Consider the following 23754-nt stretch of genomic DNA (forward strand, 5'->3'; position numbering starts at 1 on the left):
AGACAATCCTCAGATCACATTACTCAGAATACTCACCAACCCGTGCGATGGCCAATTCGAATGACAAGCCGGCGGTTTCTGGCCTGATTTGTCGGCAAGGGGTTTCCATCTTTGTCCTCGTTATCAGCAATTGCATGAGTTTTTCCATAACCAACAAAGCGGAGATTTTGCTCAGAAAAGCCGACCTCTTGAAAGGTTCTAAGCACGCTTGCCGCTCTGGCACCGCTTAACTCCCAATTTGTCGGATACAGCCAGGCGTTCTTCACAACTGGAGCACTGTCGGTGAACCCCTCGATTTGAATCTCCTGGTCTCTGGCAACTTTGAACACCTCGTGAGCAAAGTTCAAAAGCTCCTGCTCACCAGCAGGCATTAGAGTCGCCCTTCCCAGGGTAAATAAATCCGAGCTTCCAAACTTGACTTCCACCTGACCGGGTTTCGCTTGAGCCTCAAAGTCATGAAAATAGTGCGATCCTGAAAACCGCTGCATTAGTTTATCAGCGAGCTGACGATGGCCATCGAGGATTTTGGAAGAAGAGGACGGCTCACTGCTGACGACAATTGGTTTGATTTCCTCCTGGACTTTTTCCTCAACTATTGGCTGCTCCTGTTGTTGGACTACCTCAGGAATAGCGAACAGGTGAGCGCCCTGTGCCAATAGCAGCATACCACCGGTAAACAGAAGTACCGATGCATACTGTGACCAAATATAGGCAGAACCACCCGACCGCCTTTGGTCAGGTTGTTCGGTCGAATAGATCGACCACTGATCAACTGCTTCGCTCATGCCACCTCTTCCAGGTATTTGCGCCGGGTGCCAAAGGCTTCGTCCCACTCCACCTTTTCCGACTGGGCCAAATAAGCATTCACAGCTTCGAGAATTTCAAGTGAATCGCGATCTCTCAGCAATAAACTCAAACCTAAAACAAGAGCCTCGTTCTTTTCCCGATCTTTTTCAGCCTTACGGGCCTGCCACCGCCTCAGTGGCTCCACAAAAACAAAGTTGAAGGCGATACAATAGAAAACGGTTCCCAGGACAATCTTGCCAACCACTAATGAAGTCTGAGGCCCTAAGCCCTTATCCCACACATACATAACCGAGCCCAAGGCCACCACCCAAGCTACGGCTGGCGTCACCCGCGAGATCCACGCCCATTGTTCTTGAGCCTGCTCCTCGCGCTTGAAGTCATAGTGTTGACGATTTCTTAAGGCCTTTAAGTACTCATATCCGCGAAGGGCACCCGACAAATAGATTTCGATGGATTCCTTCAAAAACGAATCCTTCATCTCCCGAACCACGTCCTCAAGGCTTGGTGACACCGCCCGATACTCGGAAATAAAGCTCATTAGTTCTTTCACCGCCCCGGCAGCGTGACGCGCCTTTTTGTTGGCATCTTTCAAGGACTGAGACCAACTCGACCATACCAAGTAGTGGTGATAGAGATGTAGGGCGCCGATAAACCCGGCAAAGATCCAAAAAGCAATCCATAGCAGATTCATAACCCTGTCTCCCCGTCAGAAAAAGTAGGCACCGCCTACGAAAAAACGCCCGGTAAAACCCTGTTCCGGAACAGATGAAAAACTATAGCCAAAAGACGTACCCGCCTGAACTTCCAAGGAAAGGTTGGTCCCCACTTGGTACATCAAACCAAAATTAAGACCCAAGTCCATCATGCTGGACACCGCCTGGACAATGCTACCAAAACTCTGCACGACGACCTGAGCGATTCCGGCATCAAAGCCAGCGTAGTACCGCCAGCGAGGCACACTGGAAATGAGAATTCCAGGTTCACTTTGGTCCGCCAAGATCCCTTTTGAATCCATGTAGTATCGATAGCCTGCACCACCATAAGTATAGAAGGGTGTGGAATCTGGCAGCTCCACCGCCTGAGTAAAGCGAAAGTGATAAGAACGATTGTTGTGAGTAAACACCTCGTAATCAATGTCCAATGCCGTTGGAACAGAGAATGAACCGGAAAATTGACCACTGAAGTCGCCATAGATAAGTCCGGTCCGAAAGTGCAACTGGGTGGCGCGCGGTTTTGCCGACGCCTCAAGAGTGCTCACTAGCTCGATAGCTAGTAAGAGTAAAGCAATGCGGATCAGCCCATTAAGCTGACTTCTTTTGCTTCTTGGCTTGTACACCAACAACTCCTTTAGTCCGATTCCACAACCAGCTATCAATTGCTCCGCGCAGTTTTTCCTGAAGTTCAGGGCTTTGCCGATAGGCCGCGCGAGCCACAGCCAGCAGACGGTTCCAGGCCACATAGGCCATTTCCGACCGACGACTAGGATCCAATTCCTTCCTTAATCTTGCCACTCTTTGCTCAAAGTGAGCCTTCTTCGCAAAGTCCTTGTGCTCCAATTTTTGCATGAGTCGATCGGCCAACTCCCGATCCGCGTAGGCCAACAACTCCATACGATCTTTTAGGTGGAGACGAGTCCAGAAGCCAAAGAGCACCTCATCATCCACTTGTTCTAGGATGGTCGATGGTGGAACCCAGTGGGCCACCACAGCCAGATCCTCGCAGCGGCCGGTCTCTATCAAGTTTTGATAAAAGCTCTCTTCACCTTCAGCACCAATTTGCTCAACATAGGTTGCCAGGGCATGGTGACCACCCTTGGTCACATCGACCTGGGTTTTCCGGAATGTCTTGATCTGCTCCGCAATTCCTACAGCCTCTTGGGCTACGCGAGCTTCACTCCAATGGAGCGACGCTTTATACACCTTCTTCTTGTCCACTTCGGACAAACGCGCCAACACTTCCCTGCTACGCGACGAGGGAAGAAGGAGACCCATGACCGCACCCACGTTGGCGTCAGCCTTGGCTGCAGCGGCGCTTTCGGCCACGGACAATGAAAGTAAGATATTGCGCAATTTTCGCAGACGAATGTGGTGGTCATTGGTCGCCACCAAAGAGTTAGCGGCTCCCATTTCAAGGCCTTCAGGAAAATCCTCGCGAATGGCTGATTTGGTTACCACTGGGTCAGTCAGAGCCTCAAGTGGCGTGGCCGGTGGAAGATGTCCGACCCATCCGTCATGATTGACACCTTCATGATGATCCCGAGGTCTTGCTCTTTCGGCCTGAGGGCGTGGAGTGATGTTCCAGGACCAGGAAATTCGCACGCGCTGAAGAATTAACAATAACAGATATCCACCCAATGCCAGACCAAGAGCCAGCATCAGAAATGGCTTGAGCTCGCGGATCCAGGCCTGAAGGTTTTGCGGCGGAGCTTTCATGCGATAGGTTTTGGCAAAAATTCTTTCGCGATCAATGACCGGAACCCGCGCCTTGAGAATATCGACCATGGCCTTAACCGTGGACTGATCCACTTCTTTACTCACAACCAAAGTCAGTTGCAGTTTACTCACTTTGTCGAAGGCACCAAGCTCTGGACGCACCCGTTCGCCGCGAACCACTGTGGCCACCTGCCCAAACTTGGAAAGGTTCACCTTGGTAACCGATACCACCCTACGCCCGGGAGCCTTAAACGTCACATCTGCGTAGACAGTAAAGTGCTCGCGGGGAACAAAGCGGGCCAATTCTTCAGACAACTTGAAAACCAACCACTCTTCCATTTCCAGACGTTTCCACTCGGTCGAGTCCTGTTTAAGACCAAAAGTGGCCTCTTCGGGAACGACGGCGAAAGACTGACTCATCGGAGCGATAAAGGAGAGCAGTAAGACGAGGAGAGTTAGATATCTCATTGGCTCTCCTCCTGAACTTCGCTTTTTTCCTCTTCATCATCACTCGCCGGCTGGCGAGGGGGCTGAGGAAGAGGAACCTCGGTAATGTCAACTTCGCGGGGAACACCCAAAGTTCTTTCCAAGTGACGAACCATCTTCACAGTGTCCGGGTTTTCCGGATTGTATTTCATGGCCAGACGAAATGAGTCCAGGGCATCACGATGCTTGCCCTTGAGAAGGTAAATTCCACCTTCCAACTCGTGAATCGTCGCCACGTAGGGAGTAACATCTCTTAACTTTCGAATGATTCGCATCGCCTCATCGTAGCGTTTGGCCTCGACCAAGCGGCGAACCTCGAACAAGGTCTCAATATGACCGTTCAGCCATCGTTGCTGCTCTAGATCCCTAATAGGCACCAAGTCTCGATTTACATTGAGATCAATCTTGGACAATTCGGTTACGAAAAAGCTATCGTGCTTGTGACCTTCCTTGCGAATCTCCATATAGACCGCTCCGGCCACTCCGTACTTCTGCCGCAACTCTTCCGAATCCACAAACAAGGGGGTTTGACCAATACGCTGAAGACGACCCTCACCCACTGGGCGAATAAACACATCGGCACCGCTAGGATTGGTGTGAATCCTCACCTTCGCTGTTGTACAGCCCATACCGGCAACGACGGCCACGGCCGCCATTCCCCACCAGCATAGGGTAAATATGTTTGATTTTAGGTCACTTCTAAAATGAACCATCAATATACTAATCCTCTGACAGATTATTCGGCCTCTATAGATAAGGGTTTTAGGCCCAGACCACGGTCCTAAGTCCAGTTTCCGGTTAAGATCTGCCAAAACTGGACCCTTTATGGACTAAAGGTTGCGCACCGCCATCAAAGCCGGAGGAGTCCGTTGTCCTGGACTTCTGCCCAGTGTTAGACTGGAAACTCCAACCCGGGAGTCATTCATGAAACAGATATTTCTTACTCTTCTTGTGAGCGGATTTGTTTTTTCCGCAATTGCTGAAACTGTCTATGTCGCACCCACAAAAGGTTCGGGTGTTGACCCCAGTAGCCTTGGTTCAATCACTGAACTCATTCGCGCCTCGGTGGCAGAGTCCGACGGCTATGAGTTGGTCGACGATCAGAATTCTGCCGAGATTGTACTGAAGTCTAAAGCACTGCGCCTTGGAGACTCCTACATTCTGTCCATGGTGAAGTATGTGAACAAAAAGAAGACCTTTGGCAGCAAACTTAAGGCTGCTAGTCTGGACGACATGGACACAGTATCCGGTCGACTGGTGCGGGCCGTATTGAGTGAAGTAAAGGCTGAGAAAGATGCGCGAGTCAGTGACGTCACTCAAGATGAGGAGACCCGAGGCACTCGCAGGAAGAAAGCCACCCGGCAGTGGGAGCTGAGTTTTGGCCCAGCCAGCCCAGGCAACCTCAATTCCAAATCCGATGGCATCAACTGGAAATTTGGCTATCTGTGGGGCATTGATGACCGCATCGATCTGAAGTTCTCCTGGGAAATGCTAACCTCCACTGACGAAGATGATGTCAATTTCACTGATATCTACCTGGGCATGAACTACTTTTTCTCCGATGCCAATAACGCTCCCTACATTACCGGTGACTTCGGCTACGGCGGTGCCACAGCCCATGATCCTAACAACAGCTCTCTGTTTGGATCTGACGATGACGCAACGGGTTTTGCTCTGGGATTTGGGGTGGGTATGAAGTTTTTGCGAGTCTCAACGGTTAACGTGGGGGTCCAACTTCGCCATGCCATGATGTTTAGCGAAACAGAGCACACAAAGAAAAAACCCTACGTGACAAGCCTAATGCTTTCCGCTTACTTCTGACCCTTTGAGAAATACGGGAGCAGTGAAAAGATGAAATACAATAATGTTCTTGAAGCCATCGGCAACACCCCTATGGTCAAGCTCAACCGGGTGGCCTCACACTTGAAATGCAATGTTTGGGCAAAATTGGAGTACATGAACCCAGGCGGTTCGGTCAAAGATCGTATTGGTTTTCAAATGGTCGTTGATGCGGAAAAGCAAGGACGCATCAAACCCGGAGACACCCTCATTGAAGCGACCAGTGGTAACACCGGAATTGGAATCGCCTTGGCGGGTGCCGTCAGAGGCTACAATGTGATTATCACTCTCCCGGAAAAAATGAGTCACGAGAAGGTCGTGGTTCTAGAGGCTTTGGGAGCCAAGATTGTACGAACTCCGACGGAAGCCGCGTGGGATGCACCAGAGAGCCACATTGGCGTCGCCAAAAAGCTGCAGAAGGAACTTCCTAACGCCCACATACTGGATCAGTACTCAAACGAATCCAATATCCGCGCCCATTACGAGGGCACGGGCCAGGAGATCCTGGATGACCTCAACAACCAGGTGGACATGGTCGTCATGAGCGCTGGAACCGGAGGCACAATCACAGGTGTGGCAAGAAAGATCAAAGAGGCCAACCCCAAGGCCCAGATTATTGGCGCCGACCCAGTCGGGTCTATTCTCGCTGGGCCAGGGGATTTAAAACCCTATCTGGTCGAAGGAATTGGCTATGATTTCATCCCCGACGTCCTGGATCGCAGCTTGGTCGACCACTGGGTGAAGACGGAAGACAAGCCTTCTTTCCAGCTGGCTCGTCGCTTGATTCGTGAAGAAGGAATTCTCTGTGGAGGATCTTCGGGCTCAACATTATTCGCCTGCCTGGAGATGGCCGGACAACTGAAAGAAGGTCAAAACTGCGTCGTCATTCTTGCCGATGGCATTCGCAACTACATGACCAAGTTTGCCGATGACCGCTGGATGGCTGAGCACAATTTCCTATAATCCACCTCGGCGGCGGAACTACCAGGGGAGCTTTTCCCCATTGGTGTGAAAGAATCCGCCGCTCGTTGCCATTGTCAGTTCTTCAATTCGTTGTCTCATACCAGTCACCGACTGTTGAGGCGTCAGATCCCCTAAACGATTAGTCATATCGGTAATGACATATCCTGGATGAAGAATGACCACGGCAATCCCTTGGTTTTTCAAATCCAGGGCAAGGGATTTTGCCCCGGCATTAAGAGCAGCCTTAGACATTCGATAGGCATAATAGCCACCCATGGTGTTGTCTTCAATAGAGCCCATTCGCGAAGTGACCATGGCAATCTTGCTACCCGAAGACAAATTTGCCAACAGGGCCTGAGTCACCAGGATAGGTCCGAGACCATTGACCGCCATGACCCGGGACCATTCGGGTACAGTGACCTCACCCAAGGTCTCTTCGGACCACACCCCTGCGTTGTTAATGAGTACATCGAAGGTCTGAGCTGAGAGCTGCTGAGCCAGCTTCTTAAGCTGATCAGGGGAGGACACGTCCACTTCTTCAATGATCCGAACACCCAACTCCCGCAGTGCGGGTGAGGAGCCACGGCAAACGGCCGTCACCTCCCAACCGTCAGCTTGATACTGACGGCAGAACTCCAGGCCAATTCCCCGATTTGCTCCGGTCACCAATACTTTCTTTACCACATTACTTCCCTAACAATGTTTTGAGCTGCTCTAAAATTTTGATTTTGTAGGGCTCATAACCCTTTTTCATGTCATCGACGGTCAGCTTGTAATCCACATCTGGCTTCACACCCAGATTCTCAATCGGATTCTTGTCCACCCGTTCAGCCAGAGAGCCGGTGATAGAAAATCCTGCAATACCCAGTAGGTTGGGAAATTCCACATTGCCCACATAGCCCCCGGCCCCTGCGGTGCGAACCCCCATCAAAGTGGCTCGTTGGTTGTCTTGCATGATCGCGGGGAAAAAGTCTCCACCCGAAAAGTCAGACTCATTTATCAGAATCAGAATGGGTTTGGTGTAGTGGCCTTTCGGATGGGGCATGATTTTATCGATCCCCAAATAGTAAGGTGATGTCAGTCGGGCGCCGGACTTCCATTGATCCAGGATAAAACGTGCATTCTCCTTGAAAAACTGGGCCAACTGGTAAGATACCGGATAACCGCCAACGGTCTCGCCTAGCTCCTTAATGGCCTCTTCCTCATTGGTGATCTTCTCAAGAGTCTTTAGGTCCTTTGCCGCTTCCTGCACTTCTTCTTGAGTGATGGTGATGCGATGTAGAGGGGTTGCCATTGGACGATCGGTCAGCATGGCTACCAAAGAGTATAAATAGAAAACAGATCCCCCTGGATTGTTGACTTGGTCGATTACCAGAGCATCCGTTTGCTCCTCCATTTTTTTGACAATTTCCAAGAATTCAGCCGAGTGTTCATCCTCTGCCATGTAAGAAGGAATTCGCACATAACCCAAAAGACCAAAATCAGTTTTGAAAATATAGGAGTGGAAAAGCTTTTCCTTGTCATTTTCCCAAATGACCTTGCCCAACTTCGGGAGAAAGCTTTTCTTACCACCCAACTCGAGGGGGTTCTCATCCTCTTCTTCAGCTGCCCAAAGGTCGTCAAGGGCATTCCAGGCACCTAACTGCATAGAACGATTAAGCCAGTGTCCCGTCTTATTTGGTAGGGCCGGACGAAGGGAAGCCGGCGCCGACATGGTATTGATGACTTCTTCCTGGTAATCCCAAATCAACTGATGCACGTACTTCTTTGTCTGCCCATCAACTTCACGAGTCACCTCTATCTCAATAGGGCCTCTAGCGACAGGCAACCCCAATCGGGCCACTCGCTTGGTGAGCAGCATTTCGGCAAAAGTTGCATCGGTTTCCGGAATATTGAGACGTATGTATTTGAGAACTTCTGCTCGCTCCACGTCGGGCTTCCTACCATTAAATTGGGTGACTTCATCTCCAACTTTAAACGGAAAGCTCGCCTCCGGCAGTTTTTTGCGATCAATATGGGCAATAAAAAAGCGCCCTTCGGCCGAGCGAATTTCCAAAGGCAGGGTAGACCGTTCCGTAGCATAAAAGTAAATGCCCACATGATAGTCCTGAACCGAACCGATGAGGTCCCGCAAGGCATCTTGAACCAGCGCCAAGTCCGCATCGGGTCCGGCCTGCTGAATTTTTGCCCGAGCACTGTCTGCCGCAATTTTCAAATCCCAGCCAATGTGCTTGGCTTTCCAGTCCCGAGGGGCATAGCGGTCTTCAAAGACGTTCTCAATGAAATCAATCGTTTCCATGGCGCGATCTGAATAAAAGCCAGATGCCGAAGCAGTAGCCATCACCAACCCAGCCGCTACGCCCCAAAAAATGCGAGACAATTTCTCAGTATTAATAACCATCGTTCACTCCCCCTCTGTATAAGGTCACAGTTTTAATTCCCTGTGGTTGATTCGGTCAAGTCAGGAGGAGGTAAAGACGTTAATAAAAAGAGGGGGCACAAAATCCTTTTCGTGCCCCCACTTCCGGAAAACAAATTTTAGTAACGAATCTTAGTGCATCGTGCCCGTCGCTGGCAGAAGACCTTCGATTCCGGCAGCCTTATTGACCGCCTTATAGGCATCGACCAAACCCGCCCCAAACTGATTTTCGTTGTTGGGTGTCAGAGCCGTTGCCGTCGACTTTAGAATGTCCCGAACCTGCTCCGCGGTCAGCTGCTTGTTCACTGCCTTAACGAGAGCCGCCACACCCGACATATGAGGAGTCGCCATAGAGGTTCCCTGCATCTTTTCAAAATCACTGGTGCGTGAGTGAACTGTGCCCGACAGGTTCGTCTTGGTCATCATCTCTTCACCCACATCTTGGGCGATGAAAGCTACAGGAATGTTCACTGTCACGCCTTCTCCCAGAGTGGCCGAAAGAATGCCTGGCTCATTGTTAAAAAGAATCACGCCGACGGCACCCGCTGCGATGGAGTTTTTGACCTTGTCGCCAAAGGCGATTTCACCACGACGAACGAGAGCAATTTTGCCACGCACATCAATACTGGGAAAATCTTCGGGTTTACCAAGGCCCGCGAACACTACACTTTGTGTGACAGGAGCTGCCGTCACCGCAGATCCATTTACTGGGAGACTTTCAACCTGAATGGGACCATTGCCATCATTTAGGTCAAATGCCACATCGGTAGCCTTGCCAGTTCCCTGAGGGACGCTGGACATGACGTTCACACCTGGAGCAACGATGTCCAACTCAGGTCCCCACTGGGAGAATCCTGCCTTTGCAATATTCTCGTCAACGGCACCCACGGCAATTGTGCTGGGATAGGCAGCTGGGAAAGAAACCCGATTGACGCCGTCGTTTCCAGAGGCTGCAACCACTACAATTCCTTTGTTCGCAGCAGCCTGATAGGCCTTGCGAGCTGCATCGGATGGGAAAGGTCCACCCAAAGAAAGATTCATCACATCAACTTTCTCCTGAATTCCCCAGTTCACACCACCAATGATGGCTGTAGAAGGGCAGCCCTGAGTCGAACACACTCGGGCCGACAAAATCTTTGCCTCAGGAGCAACTCCAACAAGTCCAGTGACGGCTCCGTCCGCCGCAATAGTCCCGGCCACGTGAGTTCCATGGCTGATGTTGTCGAAGTAATCGTAGGGCGCGTTTGGCATATCAACGCCGGCAAAGTTGCGACCCTTTTCAAAGCGGCTGGCCAGATTCGGATGATCCCGATCAATTCCCGTATCGAGAACCATCACGCGAACCCCCCGTCCCCGATTGGAAGTTGGCCAAGCTTCAGGAGCTCGCACCGCTTCAATTCCCCATGGCATTCCAATACTCTCTTTAACTGGCGAGCCACCGGTTGCCAACGGCAACGGCTTTGGAGCCGGGATGATCATCTCTTCTTCGATGTCGGCAATTCCATACTGACCTTTAAGCTCTTCCAATGCCCGAGGTGAATCGGCTTCAACAACGATCATCTGCACCTGATCAAATAGATCTTCAACTTTGGCACCTGAATTCGAGAGCATTTGAAATGCCTCGGAACGAATGGGCGATCCCATATGCGCTCTTTTGAAAAGCTGAAATGTTAAGGGTGAATCAATTGTAACAATGTACTTTGTCGCCCATGCGCCGCTGGCAAATCCTAAAGAAATTGCTAATACGGCCAATCCCTTGATCAGTGATGAATACGTCCTTGAAACCATTTGTCCCCCTATCCTTGACTTTGGTCTAAGTCCTTCGCAGGAAATATTTCTATGGTGCTAAATTTTTTGCAAGAAAATTGGTTCCAAAATGGTACTTCCGCGATTTTTCCCTTATTTTGGGTGTTTCGCGCATTGCGGCATTAGATGATGCGTAGCAAAATTTGTAATGTTTATTATATTTCTCCGCGTCATTGGTGGTTTTACACGTTTTCACCTTCACGAGAACGGAGCAGCAAACATCTATATAAATATTGGTAAAAACTCACCCGACCTAGGCCGATAAGACCTATGGCGGAGGGGGATCTTGAAGTTTCCAAAGATTGATAAATACATCCTTTTTGAGGTCATCGGCCGCGGTGGCATGGGTGAGATTTTTCTCGGCAAGAACCCTGGCTTCGACGGCATTGGGAAATTTCTAGCAATCAAAAAAATCCGACCGGAGTTTACTCTTGATCCTGAAATGGTGCGGCTCTTCCGTCGCGAAGCCCAGGTTGCGATTAAACTCAACCACAGCAATATTGGTTCGATCTACGAATTCGGTATGCACGACCAGTCTTTCTTTTTGGTCATGGAGTTCATTGCTGGAACTTCGCTCGACAACATTTTTCAGCGCTTTAAAGCTGGAACACTTCATCTCGGCCCCCAGGAGGCTATTCATATTATTCTGGCCATGGCCTCTGCTCTATCCTACGCCCACCGTTTTGTAGACCCGGAAACCCAGGAGCCCTCGCCCGTCATTCACCGAGATGTGAGTCCACACAACATCCTTGTGAGTTACGAAGGTGAAGTGAAACTCATTGATTTCGGCATTGCCCGGATGGAGGGTGGTGCCCATCACACCCAAACTGGTGCTGTCATGGGTAAAGTTGTTTATATGAGCCCTGAGCAGCTCCGTGGCGAACGGGTCGATCACCGGACTGACATCTATGCCTTGGGAATTATTTTGTGGGAGTTGCTAACGGGATCTCGCTACTACGGTGGCCAGGATAACAATGAAATCCGCCAAAGACTGCAGGAGTCGAAAGGCCCCAAGCCTCTGCCGGGAAACATACCCTTTAAGAATGAGTTGGACGAGTTCCTCCAACACATGATGGCTCCCGACCCAAAAAGTCGGTACGCCACGGCTGAGGAGTTGGCTGCCGATCTACAGTTTTTCTACAACCAAAACTTCCCAGGCCACTCGCAGATGAATTTGCGAACTGTTCTGCAAGAAGCTTACGTTGACGATATCCGCGAATTAAAACGAAAACTGGCTCGCTATTCGGCTTTGGGCAGCAAACAAAACCACAGTAATGACGACCTGGATGAAACTGCTGTGGTAACTTCGACGGTCACCGCCATCACTCCAACGATGACTATTCAGGTTCCAGCCAGCCTGGCAAAGAACGAAGACGATCTGCGCAAGTTGGTTGAAGATGTCGTGAGTTCCCAGGTCACTTCGATCACCACCAATCGCGATCAGCCAAAATGGAAAAAAATTGCTAAAGTTCGCTACCTTTGGATTCTAGGTCTGTTGGTATTCACACTGAATATCGCCTTTAATCAGGGCTATCGCAGTCAGTTTTTGGAGAACGTAGCTCTTTTAGAAGACCTCTACCAGCGAATCTACAAAAATCGTGAAGATATTCGCGTCGTCACGGGATCGGACGGTCAGGTGGTGGCCCTGAAAGTTGGCAGTCGAGTTGTGGCGGGCAAGGAGAACAGTGAACCTCCCAAAGAAACCATTCCTCTGATAAACAAAGTAGCACCCATCACCATGGAAATGAATCAGGGCGGAAACACGCCCTCAGCAGAAACACCAGATCAAGCTCCTCCCACTCAGAGGGCTCAACCAAGTCAGCCAACAGTTCCAGAGCCACGTCAGCCAGCTTCAAAATCCAAAACCGTATCCGAAAATACAAAACCAAAAGAAAACGGCTCAGAGTACAAGCTATTTATTGATTCGGAACCCCGAGGCGCAGACATTTACATAAATGGCAAAAAGTACGAATGGCCGACCCCTGTTTACGTAAAGTTCAAAAGCAACAAGACGGTCAAACTCGAGTTAAGGAAAAAAGGTTACCAAAGGCACATGGAGCTCACTAGTCCCTCAATTGGCGTCGTCCGCCCCCGCCTGACCAACTCCCCCTGATTCCAGTGGGTGGAGTTCGATTTTCTTAAATCGTACGCGATAGGCCGACCGAGTATCATCCCCATCAGAGGACAACCAAAGAGCCAACACGTCGGGGTTAGCTGTGAATTCATGTTTGAGATCAAATCCTCCGTTTTCCGGAATCTTCCAAACCACCTGCTCCATTATAAGGTCACTGGCCGGATGCTCCCGTTTAGAACCCACATGATCTGACTTGCGAGTGCCATTTAAGAACAGAATATGATCAACCCCGACATCCTTTGGAGCAAGATCGAACAATTTCACCACCCAATCAGCTGCCATTGCCTTTTGCACAAAGTTAAGCCTCCTATCACCTTTGATCACCAATCCAATGCGAATCTGATAGTCATCCGCACCCTTCTCCCCTTGGCCAATCTCCTCCGGCAGATTCAGATCACCTTCTATTTGTCCAGTGATATGGACTGCAGATAGCTTCATAATTGAAGGCAAGGGGAATATCACAGGACTCGCAGAGTTCTTCACCTGAATGCTCAAGCCCTCTTGAGAAAACTCCACTTTATTGGGTTCAATCTTGCGGTACTTTAGGATCTGCCAGTCTTTGCCCGACTCCATGGGCACTACAAAAATCCCCATAACAAGTAATTTTGATGTAAACAATCGGACCCTTGTCATGACCTCTCCCTTTTTGTCTATCCCGAATTTACAGTCGAGTGTATTGTCAGGGTAAAGGTGGGTCTATGGCAAGTTGGTGGAATAGTTCAGGTGGCTTAGCCTATCACTTTGTCGCCTGGAGACAAAAAAGAGCTTGGCGTGAATTCCGCGCCCAAATAGGCGAGTTCCTCAACTCCCATGTCACGCCCAAGGGAGAACTTCTCCTCATTGGTCCAAGTGGCGGCTACACTCTCCCCAGCGAGTGGCTTGGTCAGTTTGAGCAAATTATGGCCCTTGATCCTGATCCTTTGGCCCCCCTGTTTTTCCGCCGCAATCATCCCGGCATCGAAGTCCACTGGTCCCGAAGAGACTATTTCATTGATTCCCAAAGGCAATGGAGGTCGCAGGGCCTCGACGAAATCGCTGCTGACTTCCCTCACCACACTCTGTTTTTTACCAATCTTATTGGCCAATTTCCCTTTCTATTGAAGAAACCTCAGCTGGAAAATGAGAACGAATGGCGCGACTGGCGCGAACACTGGCGTGGAACACTTGAATCCCGACGGTGGATTTCTGTCCATGATTTGTTTTCATCAGATCGCCGCCCCCACCCGCCCCTTAATGGAAGCACTCTGCCACCCACTAAGCAGGAATTTATTCACCAAGTCTATTCCGGGGATAGTTCGATTTTGGTAAACGATCATCTTACCTTTGATCTTTTGCCAAGCCCAGATGTGGCCCGGCGCTACGTTTGGCCCCTTTACTCCGGCCAGATTCATCTTGTTGAAGCTGCCGCCAAGAACTGCTAGGTTTAGGCTTGATTTGCACTGAACCCTTTCCCTGTTTGGAGATTGACATGAAGCTTCTTAGCATCGTGCTCTGCCTCGCTTCCGCCATCACCTTTAATATTGCCGCCTGGGGAGAAAGCTCTCCTTTGGCTCCGGTCAAGTTGGACCACCCCCGTGACACCATGCTTTCCTACATGACCGCGATGGAAGACTACAAACAAGGATTGGAAACCAACAATGATGCTCTGAAGGACCGCCTGAACGATGCCATCCGCTGCCTCAACTTGAGTGATATTCCTTTTGTCCTACGCCAAGAGAGAGGCCGAGAGGCTGCCATTTTGCTCAAAGAGGTCATCGACCGGGTCATTGTTATTGATTACGAAAGGATTCCTGAATCGTCAGAGGAAAAGCGCTGGCGCCTTAAAGACACTGAGATTGTGATTTCTCAAGTTCAAGAAGGTGACCGGGTGGGCGAATTTCTATTTTCAACTGAAACCGTCTATCGGGCTCCGGAGTTTTTCAAAAAGGTAAAGACGCTGACCTACAAGGAAGGATCCGGACAAGGAGCCGGATATAAGGAGCCCTGGGATGAGAAGCTGATTCCCTCTTGGGGAAAGAAACCCTTTCTTGGTCTACCCAAATGGAAGTGGCTGGGTATATTTGCTGCCATTTTGATTTCCCTGATTATCAAAGTTTTAGGTGAGATGGTCTTTCGCGTGGGCATTCGACTGCTCAGTCAACGAGAGGACTCCTTCCGTTATCGAGCTTTGGTCGCCCTGGAAAAGCCGATGGGTTTGGTTCTGGCAACCGCTTTTGGTTATATTGCTCTACAAGTCCTCAAGTTCGAGGGCGTCGCACTGGCGTTTTTCGTGACCGCCCTACAGATACTTCTCAGTCTTTGCTTGATCTGGGCCGCGTATCGGTTTTCAGACGTGATCACCTTCACCCTCACCCGTGTTGCAGAGAAGACCGATACTGATTTGGATGATCACTTGGTCCCCCTAATCACTCGGTCCCTAAGGATCTTTGTGGTCATCGTCGGAACCCTAGTTACCATCCAAAATCTGGGCTTTAATGTCATGTCCCTGCTCGCCGGTCTTGGCCTGGGAGGTTTGGCTTTCGCCCTCGCTGCAAAAGACACCGCCGCCAATCTCTTTGGTTCGCTCATGATTCTCCTCGATCGTCCTTTTAAGGTGGGCGATTGGATTGTCGTGGGCAAAGATGAAGGCAAGGTGGAGGACATTGGCTTTCGTTCCACAAGGATACGCACATTTTATAATTCACAAATCTCTGTGCCAAACAGTGTTCTGGTTAATACCAATATCGACAACATGGGCCGCCGCGATGCCCGACGCTTCAAAACTACAATCGGTGTGACCTATTCAACAACCGCCGAGCAATTGGAGGCGTTTTTGGAGGGGATCAAGCAGATCCTCAGAGCCAATCCATCGACCCGTAAGGATAATTTTCACGTAAGCTTCAGTGAGTACGGTAACTCCAGCCTTAACATTCTGATCTACTGCCATCTGCTGGTAACGGAATATGGCGAAGAACTCCTTGAACGACAGAATATTCTTCTTGAAATCATGCGCCTGGCGCAAAAGCTGGGTATTGAGTTTGCATTCCCAACCCAAACTCTTCATGTAGAGACCTTTCCCGGACAGGAAAACCCTAAGTCGGTGAACTCTGACAGCCAGAGATTGCGGAATGTTCCAAGAGAATTTGGCCCCGGTGGAGTCGAGTCCAAACCCGAAGGACTTGGCTATTTCGTACCTGCGTTTAAGGAAACCTAGAACGAACTGGCCCACTTAATTGTTGATCCGCAGAACTGTGGCTCGCCTTTGTCCGGGAATCGGTCCGATTGACGAGCCATTCCCGTGAATCCGAATCCTCACCGTCGCGCAGGGCGTATCCGAACTGCGGCGGCAAGCTGACGCAGTCCGAAGACGCGCCTGCCGCCGAAAAGGTGCGTGAGGATTCACGGAGAATGGTCGGCAAAGGACCGGATTCACTGAGAAGGGATTCTGCGGATCAACAATTAAGTGGGCCAGTTCAAACTAGCAAACAAAGCTAGGCGGCAGAAAGCCAGGCATGAAGGCGAACCTGATCATCTTTCTTCTTGAGGGGAGACAGGGCGACCCGGAAGCGACCATTAGGTGGTTGATTTTCGACGATAGAACAGGTCAGTTGAACAGCTTCTCGCGTGGCCGGTTTGACGACCGTAATGGTACAATAGCCAAAGACCCAATCAGGTAAAGGATCTTCAAGCAAAATCCCACCGACCGATACATCCACAGAATTGGTTTCAAACTTTTGCCCATTACAATCGATCAGGATTTCGTAGCGACGCTTGAGCCTCTGATGCGCCCGATGGACAAACTCCGCACCCTCACTCTCTATAGGTAAATCCGGAATCTCACTCACCGCCACCACTTCAACTTCTGTCGCTGCCTGGTTGTCGACCTCGTTACCCTGATAAAGGCGCCTAATGGCGGTTATGGTATCGTCCTCGCGGTACTCTTCAGGAATTGGAGGGGGCTTAGCTCCCATTTGGCGGTCGTTCGGCTTTAGCACGTCAGGCACTCGACTGACGACCTTCCACTTCTTCCAGTCTTCACGCCAAACTAGCCAATTGACTCTTTCTTTTGGTGAAATGCGCGACACAAAACAACGCACCTCCTCGATGGTCAATCCATCGAGGCGTTCGCCATTTTCCGCATCATAGAGACACCATAATAGTGGTTGACTCTCTTCCACCCAGACTCCCTCTTATCCCTTAGAAACAGGTCGCCGGTATAAAGGCCTTTTTGTTTTTCATGTGGACCTTATACCAACCCTTGCTGTGGGCACTGATGACCATCTTGTCGCCCTTTTTCACTTCTTTCATCACCGGGCCGCTGACCGAAGCCACAGATCGAATTTGGCAACTCTTACGTGCTGATTTCTTCGCCGGCGCCTTTCCCTTCATGTCGACCTTCATGCCACGCGTGTCCTGAGCGGCAATCGCATCGTTAGCGCTTTCAAAGGTCACCGTGTTCGATCGGGCTCGTGCCTCTTTCGCCGCATACTTTCGCGAGCGGTTTTCAGCCGTTGCCTTGCGGGCCTTTTGCTTGGCCAAATTATTTTGGTGCCTCTGTTTCATCTCTTGTGCCCTTGCCTCAGTGTCCTGAGCGCGACCCTTTGCCAAATCGGCTTCTGCCTGGGCCATCTCAGCTTCGTCCTCAGCCCTCTCCACATCTTTGCGCATCTTCCGCAAAGAGGCTTCCTTATCCGCCACTCGCTTGCGCGAGCGATCCATTTCCTCTTTATATTTGGATACCCTGGTCTTGGCCTTTTGCTCTTCGACCTTCAGGTTTTTTTCCGCTTCTTGAATTCTTTTGATTGTGTCGGCCTCTTTGACCCGGGCCTCGTCTCTATCCTGACGAGCCTTGGTCACACTGTCTTTTGTGTCCTGAATTTTCTTTTCAACCGCACGCTTTTCCTGGAGAAGGTTTGCCACTTTCTCGCGAACCATATCTCGATCACGCTCCGTCTTTTCTCGCTCCGCCTGAGCCTCTTCCAACTCGGACTTTTTATTGGCGATATCCTGCTCGTACTTTTTCTGCTGTTCCTGAGCCTTGACCTTGTCCTTTTCAAATTGCTTGCGGTCGTTACGAGCGCGAACAATCTGGTCATCAAACTTCTTGATTTGCATATCCGCATCCCGAGCCTTGGCTTTGGCGTTTGCAATCTCCTGCTCGGCATCCTTTTGAGCCCGCTCAGTCCGCCGCCTCTCGTCCTCAGCCCTTTCCCGGGTGGCTTTGGCTTCCTGTTGAGCTGCCTCGGACTCCGCTAGGGCGTCCTCCATCTCAGCCTCAACATCATCCAGGTCTGCCACCAAAATGCCGGGACCATTGTAGGCAAAGGCTTCATCAATAAAGGTGATGCCCATCAATATAGATAGAATGAAAAACAATTGTATTGGGCACACCCGGGATCGGTTGCCCTTATGCCTTCCGTGCATTCGTCATCCCCCTTGCACTCGCTGCAATTAACTTATCGGCATCAGGTGGGATTTTTGAAATGAAACGGGATTTTTTGCGTGCCAACGGGGCCTGAAATCCCTACAAAGGGCGGGCCCATTTTTGGACCCTCCGCCTGAAGCCTAAACAACCCTACCTAGCATCTCAATAAAATAAATAATTTCAGATAATTACGGATTTCTCTGAGACATCTCTCTGATGATCCGCGCTCCCCTCCCAAGGACCAGCCTTGTCCTTTTTACCATAAGCCGGTTTTTGCCGTTCTCAAATCAAAACAAATAGGGTCTCAGGCTGAGATTACTGGCACCGCCCTTGCTTAGGACTAAGGTATCCCCCCCTTGGCGACCTGGTCCCCCTCCTTACCCTCCAGGTCGCTTTTTTTTTGCTTAAAATTCGATTGGGCCTTTGGGAGAGAATTCCCCGCTTGGTCTTCCGTCGTTTGCTCCACACCCCTACACTGAAATTGTCCCCTTTTACTGTGGAGATCCCTTGCCACTCAAACGATTGCTCATTACAGCTGCCGCACTCCTCCTGGCTTTCGCTTCTGGGGCCAAGCCTCTTGAGCGGATCGTCATTGACCCCGGTCACGGGGGTATGGATAAGGGCGCGGTTTACAACAGCCTCCAGGAAAAGGAGATCACCCTGCAGATTTCCAAACGCCTGCAAAAGAAGCTTGTCGATCAGGGGTGGATTGTTTTTCTCACTCGCGATTCGGATCGCCACCTTTCACTTGCTGAGCGGGCACAGGCGGCCCGAGAATTTAATGGGGACCTGTTTCTGTCGGTTCACATCAACTCCTCTGAAGACAAAAGGGCCCAAGGGATGGAGATCTACTTCCAGAATCAACTTCCCCCTGATGAAGAGTCCATGTTCCAGGCCAAAAGAGAGAATGACGACATCAACCCGCGCGAAGAACTGGAATGGCCCCTGCACCCGATTGCGGAAGCCTCTCACTTGCGTGGAGATCTGCTGAACATCATCCAGGATCTTCAGCGCAGTCATCGTATTCACTCCAGCTCCCTCCTCGCCGTTCAACTAACGGAAGCCTGGCAAGGTAAGCGCAAGTCGGCGGAAAATACCATTCGCCAGGCACCCTTTTATGTTGTGAGCAATGTGAACATGCCCAGCGCTCTCGTCGAAGTCGGCTTTCTTTCCAATCAAAGGGAGGCCCACCAATTGCGCTCTGCTCACTATCAAAATCAAGTGGTGGATGGCATCGCCAAGGGCCTTAAAGGGTTCAAAGAAATGGTGGACAAATCCATCAGCCCGGGCCTAAAGTAGCCCCCATGCGTACAGATGGCCGTCAATTCGATCAAATCCGCCCCGTTACTATTGAACCCGAAGTCCTTCGCTATGCCGAGGGAAGTGCCAAGATCACCATGGGTGAAACCATTGTCGTCTGCACCGCAAGCCTTGAAGATGGAACGCCCAAATGGCTGCAAGGTTCCGGCTCGGGATGGGTCACTGCCGAATATGGTATGCTTCCACGCAGTACCCACAGCCGCATTCGTCGTGACAAGGCTTTGAGTGGTGGACGGACTCAGGAGATCTCCCGCCTGATTGGTCGCAGCCTGAGGGCGGCGGTGGACCTAAAAGCTCTTGGTGAGAACCAGATCACTGTGGATTGCGATGTTCTCCAGGCCGACGGTGGAACCCGAACGGCCGCTATCACCGGCGGATTCGTGGCTCTTGCCCTGGCACTCCGATTTATGAAACAGCAGGGAATCGTCAAGCAAATTCCCATTCTCAATTACGTGGCTGCCATTAGCGTCGGCCTACACAATGGGCAAGCGCTTCTCGATCTCAACTACGACGAGGATTCCAATATTCACACCGACATGAATTTTGTCATGACCAATGATAAGCGGTTCATCGAGATCCAAGGCACGGCGGAAGACACCCCATTCACCCGTAGCGAATTGGACAACCTGTTATCCATGGCTGAAAAAGGCTGTTTGGAGTTGGTCGAGAAGCAGCGGGCTCTCATCGGCGAATTTATCACCTTATAAGGAGAGGCTCTAATGGAGCTGTGGATCGCTACTTCAAACGAAGGAAAACTGCGGGAAATCCGTTCCCTCTTGATGGATAAAGATATTCAGGTCCACGCTCAGGGGGAGCTTTCTTTCTTTTCGCCGCCTCCAGAAAACGGTGACAGCTTTGAGGCCAACGCCCGCATCAAGGCCAAGTCCCTAAAGGCCGTCAAATCGGATTGCTGGGTTTTGGGCGAGGACTCGGGGTTGGAGGTTGAAGGACTGGGGAATATGCCTGGCATCCACTCGGCTCGCTACGCTGGGCCCAAAGCCTCTACGGCGGAGAACAATGCCAAGCTGTTGAAGATGTTGGACCTACGGTCTTACGACAAAAGATCCGCCCAATTCCGTTGCGTGATGGTTGTCTATAGCCCCGATGGCAAGGAACATGTCTTGGATGGTTGTCTTAAAGGTGAGATCGCCAAGAAGCTTCAGGGATCCACAGGGTTTGGCTACGATCCGCTGTTCATTCCCGAAGGGGAGAGTAAAACCCTGGCTGAGCTTGGGCCAGGGGTGAAAAACAAAATTTCCCATCGAGCCCAAGCACTGCGCAAGCTTCTCGAAATCCTGTAAGAGGATTCTCACAATTAAAGAGACTATTTAAAAGCAGAGTGAAGCTGTTTTAGAGAAGTGGACTGGCCTCGGGAGATTCCATGTCAGGGGATTCAGGAGCTTGCTTTTCAAAGGGAACGGGCTGGCCCCCTGCTCTCTCCAAGTCACGGCGGGTGCGAAAGAGCTTCATCTCGTCCAGACTGGCAAAAATATTTATTTGTCGTTTTAGTTTTTCCGATGGCGACAGAAGGGCAAACTGACCACCCTCTTTCACCAATCGCCCAGCCACATCGGCAAAATATTTGATACTTGGAAGACTGAGAAACTGAGCCTGCTCCAAATCCAAAACCAAATGGTGCTCTCCGCGACCAACCAACTTTTCCACCTGGGCCTTGAGATCATCAAAATTAAAAGAGTCGACCCGGTCGACAACCGAGATCACGGACCAAGTAGATAATTTGCGTACTTCGAAGGCATCCATGACCCCGATTATTTGTAGGACCACGCCCCTTGTCAACTCCGGGGCTAGGATCTGGCAGGAAGTCCACTAAGAACCCGCTCCTGAGAGCCCTTCTAACTAGACATTAATGGGTGTTTAGGCTAGAAAATCTTCCACTATGGCTGACTTAAAAGTATTTGCAGGAACCTCAAATCAGGAATTGGCCGCCCGTATTGCAAAAGAAGCGGGTTTGGAGCTCGGACACTGTGAGATCAAAAGATTTGCCGATGGCGAAATCCAGGTCGAAATCCACGAATCGGTTCGAGGCTGTAATGTTTTCATGGTGCAGAGCACCTGCCCTCCGGTGAATGAAAATTATATGGAGCTTTTCGTCATGCTTGATGCCCTTCGCCGGGCCTCAGCCAACGAAATTACGGCTGTGATGCCCTATTATGGGTATGCTCGCCAAGACAGAAAGGTAGCTCCCCGAGCCCCTATTTCAGCCAAATTGGTGGCCCAGCTCCTCAAAACGGCTGGAGCGGATCGTCTGGTGGTGGTCGATCTCCACTCCTCCCAGATCCAGGGCTTTTTTGATGGCCCCTTTGACCACCTGTTTGCTATTCCCACTCTGGCTCGCTCCTGGCGGGAAAAGCATGGACACGGCGACGGCTTTGTCGTGGTCAGCCCGGATGCCGGAGGGGTTGAGCGAGCCCGGGCCTTTGCCAAGCGCCTGGAGTGCTCAATTGCCATCATCGACAAGAGACGGACAAACCCTAATGAAGCCAAGGCCATACACCTGATCGGTGACGTTGATGGCAAAACGGCCATTGTTCTGGACGATATGATCGATACAGCAGGGACCCTCTGCCAAAGTGTTGACAGCCTGCTTAAAAATGGGGCAAAAAGAGTCTTTGCCGTCGCCACCCACCCCGTGCTTTCTGGCCCAGCTATCAGCCGGATTTCAGAAAGCGCCTTAGAAGAGGTTTGGGTGACTGACACGATCCCCTTGAGGCCCGAGGCCCAGGCTTGTGCAAAGATCAAAGTGGTCTCAATTGCGCCCCTGGTGGCCGAGGCCATTAAGCGGATTAACAGCAAAGATTCAGTAAGCGCATTGTTTGAAGTTTAAGAGAGGTCAAAAAGATGACAACCCAAGAATCAGTTGAAATTCACGTAACATCTCGCAATCAAGGCAAAGGAAACAGCCGTCAGCTTCGCATGAAGAAGATGATTCCTGCCGTTGTCTATGGACCAAAAATTGAAAACCTCAACTTTCACTTCGGTGAAGTAGAGGCGGACAAGTTTTCCAAGCACAAGTATGACAACGTGATTTTTGTGCTGAAGTCAGATGACTCCAAGCTGAACAACCTGAAAGTTCTTCGCAAGGACTTTGATGTTCACCCTCTCACTCGTCGTCCCGTTCACTTTGACTTTTACGCTCTTGATATGACTCAAGAAGTTCGTGTGAATGTGGAGCTTCGTTTTGAAGGTAAACCAGCCGGAGCTCAGGACGGCGGGCTTTTGAACATCATTCGCCGTGACATTGAGGTTGACTGTATGCCAGGTGACATCCCTGAGTTCTTTTCTATTGATGTCACAAACCTGGGGCTTGACGAGTCTATTCACGCCTCAGACCTCAAACTGCCGGACACTGTAAAGATGGTCACTGAGGAAACAGCAACACTCGTAACTTGCGCAGCTGCCCGTGAAGAGGCTCCGGCCGAGACTGGTGAAGCAGCAGCAGCTATTCCGGCTGAAGGTGAGGCTCCGGCGGCGTCTGAAGCTCCTCCTGCTGGTGGCGAAGACAAAGAGTAAGAGTCCTTTTTCAAAGGATCGCAGTATCCATGCAAATAATTGTCGGGTTGGGTAATCCGGGTCCTAAGTATCAACTTACCCGCCATAATGTCGGCTTTATGGCTATTGATGCCTTGGCTCACGCCTATGGTGAAGAAGGCTCTTTTAAAAAGGAGCACAAGGCCCTAACCGCAAAGGTCCGCATTGATGGCCAGGTTGTCCTCTTGGCCAAGCCCCAAACCTACATGAATCTTTCGGGAGAATCCGTTCAGGCTCTCATGAGTTACTATGGTGGATCTCCCCAAGAGCTGCTTGTCGTCCATGATGAGGTGGACCTCCCCTACGCCTCAATTCGCTATCAAAAGAACCGTGGCCATGGGGGCCATAACGGCATTCGCAACATTCATCAATTGCTTGGCACCCAAGAATACAACCGCTTGAAACTTGGGGTGAGCCGCCCAGCCAATCCGCGAATGGACGTGGCCGATTTTGTACTGCAGAATTTCAATAATGACGAAATGAATTCACTGCCCGACTTTTTGAGTTTGGCCAGCGAAAGTATGGAAGCTTATATCCGTGACGGGTTTGAAAAGGCAGCCACCCGTTACAACCGGACAACGGAAAGGGACTGATC

At 50.6% G+C, this 23754-nt stretch carries 23 protein-coding genes; 11 read left to right on the forward strand and 12 right to left on the reverse strand.

The annotated features are described in order from the left end of the window. Positions 1 to 32 precede the first annotated feature (32 nt). From H6624_08690 to H6624_08710, 5 genes are read right to left on the reverse strand one after another with little or no spacing between them, the layout of a single operon-like run. Positions 33 to 785, reverse strand: a complete 753-nt coding sequence (locus tag H6624_08690) for an OmpA family protein (protein ID MCB9084409.1) — start codon at positions 783 to 785, stop codon at positions 33 to 35. Beyond that, positions 782 to 1498: a hypothetical protein gene (locus H6624_08695; protein MCB9084410.1), complete on the reverse strand. Its 717-nt coding sequence runs from the start codon at positions 1496 to 1498 to the stop codon at positions 782 to 784. Before H6624_08695 ends, H6624_08690 begins: the two co-directional genes overlap by 4 nt. Positions 1499 to 1513: 15 nt before the next feature. Beyond that, entirely contained in the window at positions 1514 to 2143 is a 630-nt protein-coding gene (locus tag H6624_08700; GenBank protein MCB9084411.1) for a hypothetical protein, read from the reverse strand. Next, entirely contained in the window at positions 2109 to 3707 is a 1599-nt protein-coding gene (locus H6624_08705; protein ID MCB9084412.1) for a hypothetical protein, read from the reverse strand. Before H6624_08705 ends, H6624_08700 begins: the two co-directional genes overlap by 35 nt. Continuing rightward, positions 3704 to 4438: a hypothetical protein gene (locus H6624_08710; GenBank protein MCB9084413.1), complete on the reverse strand. Its 735-nt coding sequence runs from the start codon at positions 4436 to 4438 to the stop codon at positions 3704 to 3706. The genes H6624_08705 and H6624_08710 overlap by 4 nt, the downstream gene beginning before the upstream one ends. Before the next feature lie 211 nt (positions 4439 to 4649). Between H6624_08710 and H6624_08715 the strand changes: the two genes are divergently transcribed. After that, the gene (locus H6624_08715; GenBank protein ID MCB9084414.1) at positions 4650 to 5546 is read left to right on the forward strand and encodes an outer membrane beta-barrel protein; all 897 of its coding nucleotides are present in this window, start codon (positions 4650 to 4652) and stop codon (positions 5544 to 5546) included. A 30-nt stretch (positions 5547 to 5576) separates the two neighbouring features. After that, positions 5577 to 6527, forward strand: a complete 951-nt coding sequence (locus H6624_08720) for a cystathionine beta-synthase (protein ID MCB9084415.1) — start codon at positions 5577 to 5579, stop codon at positions 6525 to 6527. An 18-nt stretch (positions 6528 to 6545) separates the two neighbouring features. Here H6624_08720 and H6624_08725 read toward each other — a convergent pair whose 3' ends face one another. The 3 genes from H6624_08725 to H6624_08735 all read right to left on the reverse strand — a co-directional run bounded on the left by H6624_08725 (position 6546) and on the right by H6624_08735 (position 10734). Next, the gene (locus tag H6624_08725; protein ID MCB9084416.1) at positions 6546 to 7211 is read right to left on the reverse strand and encodes an SDR family oxidoreductase; all 666 of its coding nucleotides are present in this window, start codon (positions 7209 to 7211) and stop codon (positions 6546 to 6548) included. Between the two features lies 1 nt (position 7212). Next, complete coding sequence (locus H6624_08730) at positions 7213 to 8928, reverse strand: protease-like activity factor CPAF (GenBank protein ID MCB9084417.1); 1716 nt, start codon at positions 8926 to 8928, stop codon at positions 7213 to 7215. 150 nt (positions 8929 to 9078) lie between these two features. Next, positions 9079 to 10734: a S8 family serine peptidase gene (locus tag H6624_08735; protein ID MCB9084418.1), complete on the reverse strand. Its 1656-nt coding sequence runs from the start codon at positions 10732 to 10734 to the stop codon at positions 9079 to 9081. Between the two features lie 304 nt (positions 10735 to 11038). Between H6624_08735 and H6624_08740 the strand changes: the two genes are divergently transcribed. Beyond that, the gene (locus H6624_08740; GenBank protein ID MCB9084419.1) at positions 11039 to 12865 is read left to right on the forward strand and encodes a protein kinase; all 1827 of its coding nucleotides are present in this window, start codon (positions 11039 to 11041) and stop codon (positions 12863 to 12865) included. Here the strand turns inward: H6624_08740 and H6624_08745 are convergent. Then, positions 12824 to 13519, reverse strand: a complete 696-nt coding sequence (locus H6624_08745; protein MCB9084420.1) for a hypothetical protein — start codon at positions 13517 to 13519, stop codon at positions 12824 to 12826. The genes H6624_08740 and H6624_08745 overlap by 42 nt on opposite strands. A 65-nt stretch (positions 13520 to 13584) precedes the next feature. Here H6624_08745 and H6624_08750 point away from each other — a divergent pair, with 65 nt between their 5' ends. Together H6624_08750 and H6624_08755 are read left to right on the forward strand one after the other, a co-directional pair. Continuing rightward, positions 13585 to 14307: a hypothetical protein gene (locus tag H6624_08750; protein MCB9084421.1), complete on the forward strand. Its 723-nt coding sequence runs from the start codon at positions 13585 to 13587 to the stop codon at positions 14305 to 14307. A gap of 47 nt (positions 14308 to 14354) precedes the next feature. Beyond that, a complete protein-coding gene (locus tag H6624_08755; GenBank protein ID MCB9084422.1) occupies positions 14355 to 16079 on the forward strand; it encodes a mechanosensitive ion channel in 1725 nt (574 codons plus the stop codon). A 277-nt stretch (positions 16080 to 16356) separates the two neighbouring features. Here H6624_08755 and H6624_08760 read toward each other — a convergent pair whose 3' ends face one another. After that, positions 16357 to 17043 carry a PilZ domain-containing protein gene (locus H6624_08760; protein ID MCB9084423.1) on the reverse strand — a complete coding sequence of 229 codons (687 nt, stop codon included), beginning with the start codon at positions 17041 to 17043 and terminating at the stop codon, positions 16357 to 16359. A gap of 19 nt (positions 17044 to 17062) precedes the next feature. Then, positions 17063 to 18289, reverse strand: coding sequence for a hypothetical protein (locus tag H6624_08765; GenBank protein MCB9084424.1), 1227 nt, complete (start codon positions 18287 to 18289; stop codon positions 17063 to 17065). 508 nt (positions 18290 to 18797) lie between these two features. Between H6624_08765 and H6624_08770 the strand changes: the two genes are divergently transcribed. From H6624_08770 to rdgB, 3 genes are read left to right on the forward strand one after another with little or no spacing between them, the layout of a single operon-like run. Further along, positions 18798 to 19589, forward strand: a complete 792-nt coding sequence (locus H6624_08770) for an N-acetylmuramoyl-L-alanine amidase (GenBank protein MCB9084425.1) — start codon at positions 18798 to 18800, stop codon at positions 19587 to 19589. A 5-nt stretch (positions 19590 to 19594) separates the two neighbouring features. Then, positions 19595 to 20317, forward strand: coding sequence for a ribonuclease PH (gene rph, locus H6624_08775; protein MCB9084426.1), 723 nt, complete (start codon positions 19595 to 19597; stop codon positions 20315 to 20317). A gap of 12 nt (positions 20318 to 20329) precedes the next feature. Then, on the forward strand, positions 20330 to 20911 hold the full coding sequence (gene rdgB / locus H6624_08780) for an RdgB/HAM1 family non-canonical purine NTP pyrophosphatase (protein MCB9084427.1): 582 nt from the start codon (positions 20330 to 20332) through the stop codon (positions 20909 to 20911). A gap of 49 nt (positions 20912 to 20960) precedes the next feature. Here the strand turns inward: rdgB and H6624_08785 are convergent, their stop codons facing one another. Then, positions 20961 to 21395, reverse strand: a complete 435-nt coding sequence (locus H6624_08785; GenBank protein MCB9084428.1) for an STAS domain-containing protein — start codon at positions 21393 to 21395, stop codon at positions 20961 to 20963. A gap of 112 nt (positions 21396 to 21507) precedes the next feature. On the opposite strand from H6624_08785, the gene H6624_08790 reads away from it, so the two are divergent. The 3 genes from H6624_08790 to H6624_08800 are packed head-to-tail and all read left to right on the forward strand — an operon-like array spanning position 21508 to position 23752. Beyond that, on the forward strand, positions 21508 to 22455 hold the full coding sequence (locus H6624_08790) for a ribose-phosphate pyrophosphokinase (protein MCB9084429.1): 948 nt from the start codon (positions 21508 to 21510) through the stop codon (positions 22453 to 22455). 14 nt (positions 22456 to 22469) lie between these two features. Further along, positions 22470 to 23141, forward strand: a complete 672-nt coding sequence (locus H6624_08795) for a 50S ribosomal protein L25 (protein MCB9084430.1) — start codon at positions 22470 to 22472, stop codon at positions 23139 to 23141. A gap of 29 nt (positions 23142 to 23170) precedes the next feature. Then, entirely contained in the window at positions 23171 to 23752 is a 582-nt protein-coding gene (locus H6624_08800; protein MCB9084431.1) for an aminoacyl-tRNA hydrolase, read from the forward strand. Positions 23753 to 23754 lie beyond the last annotated feature (2 nt).

It is taken from the genome of Pseudobdellovibrionaceae bacterium, assembly GCA_020635075.1.
Classification (GTDB): Bacteria; Bdellovibrionota; Bdellovibrionia; order Bdellovibrionales; family UBA1609; genus JADZEO01.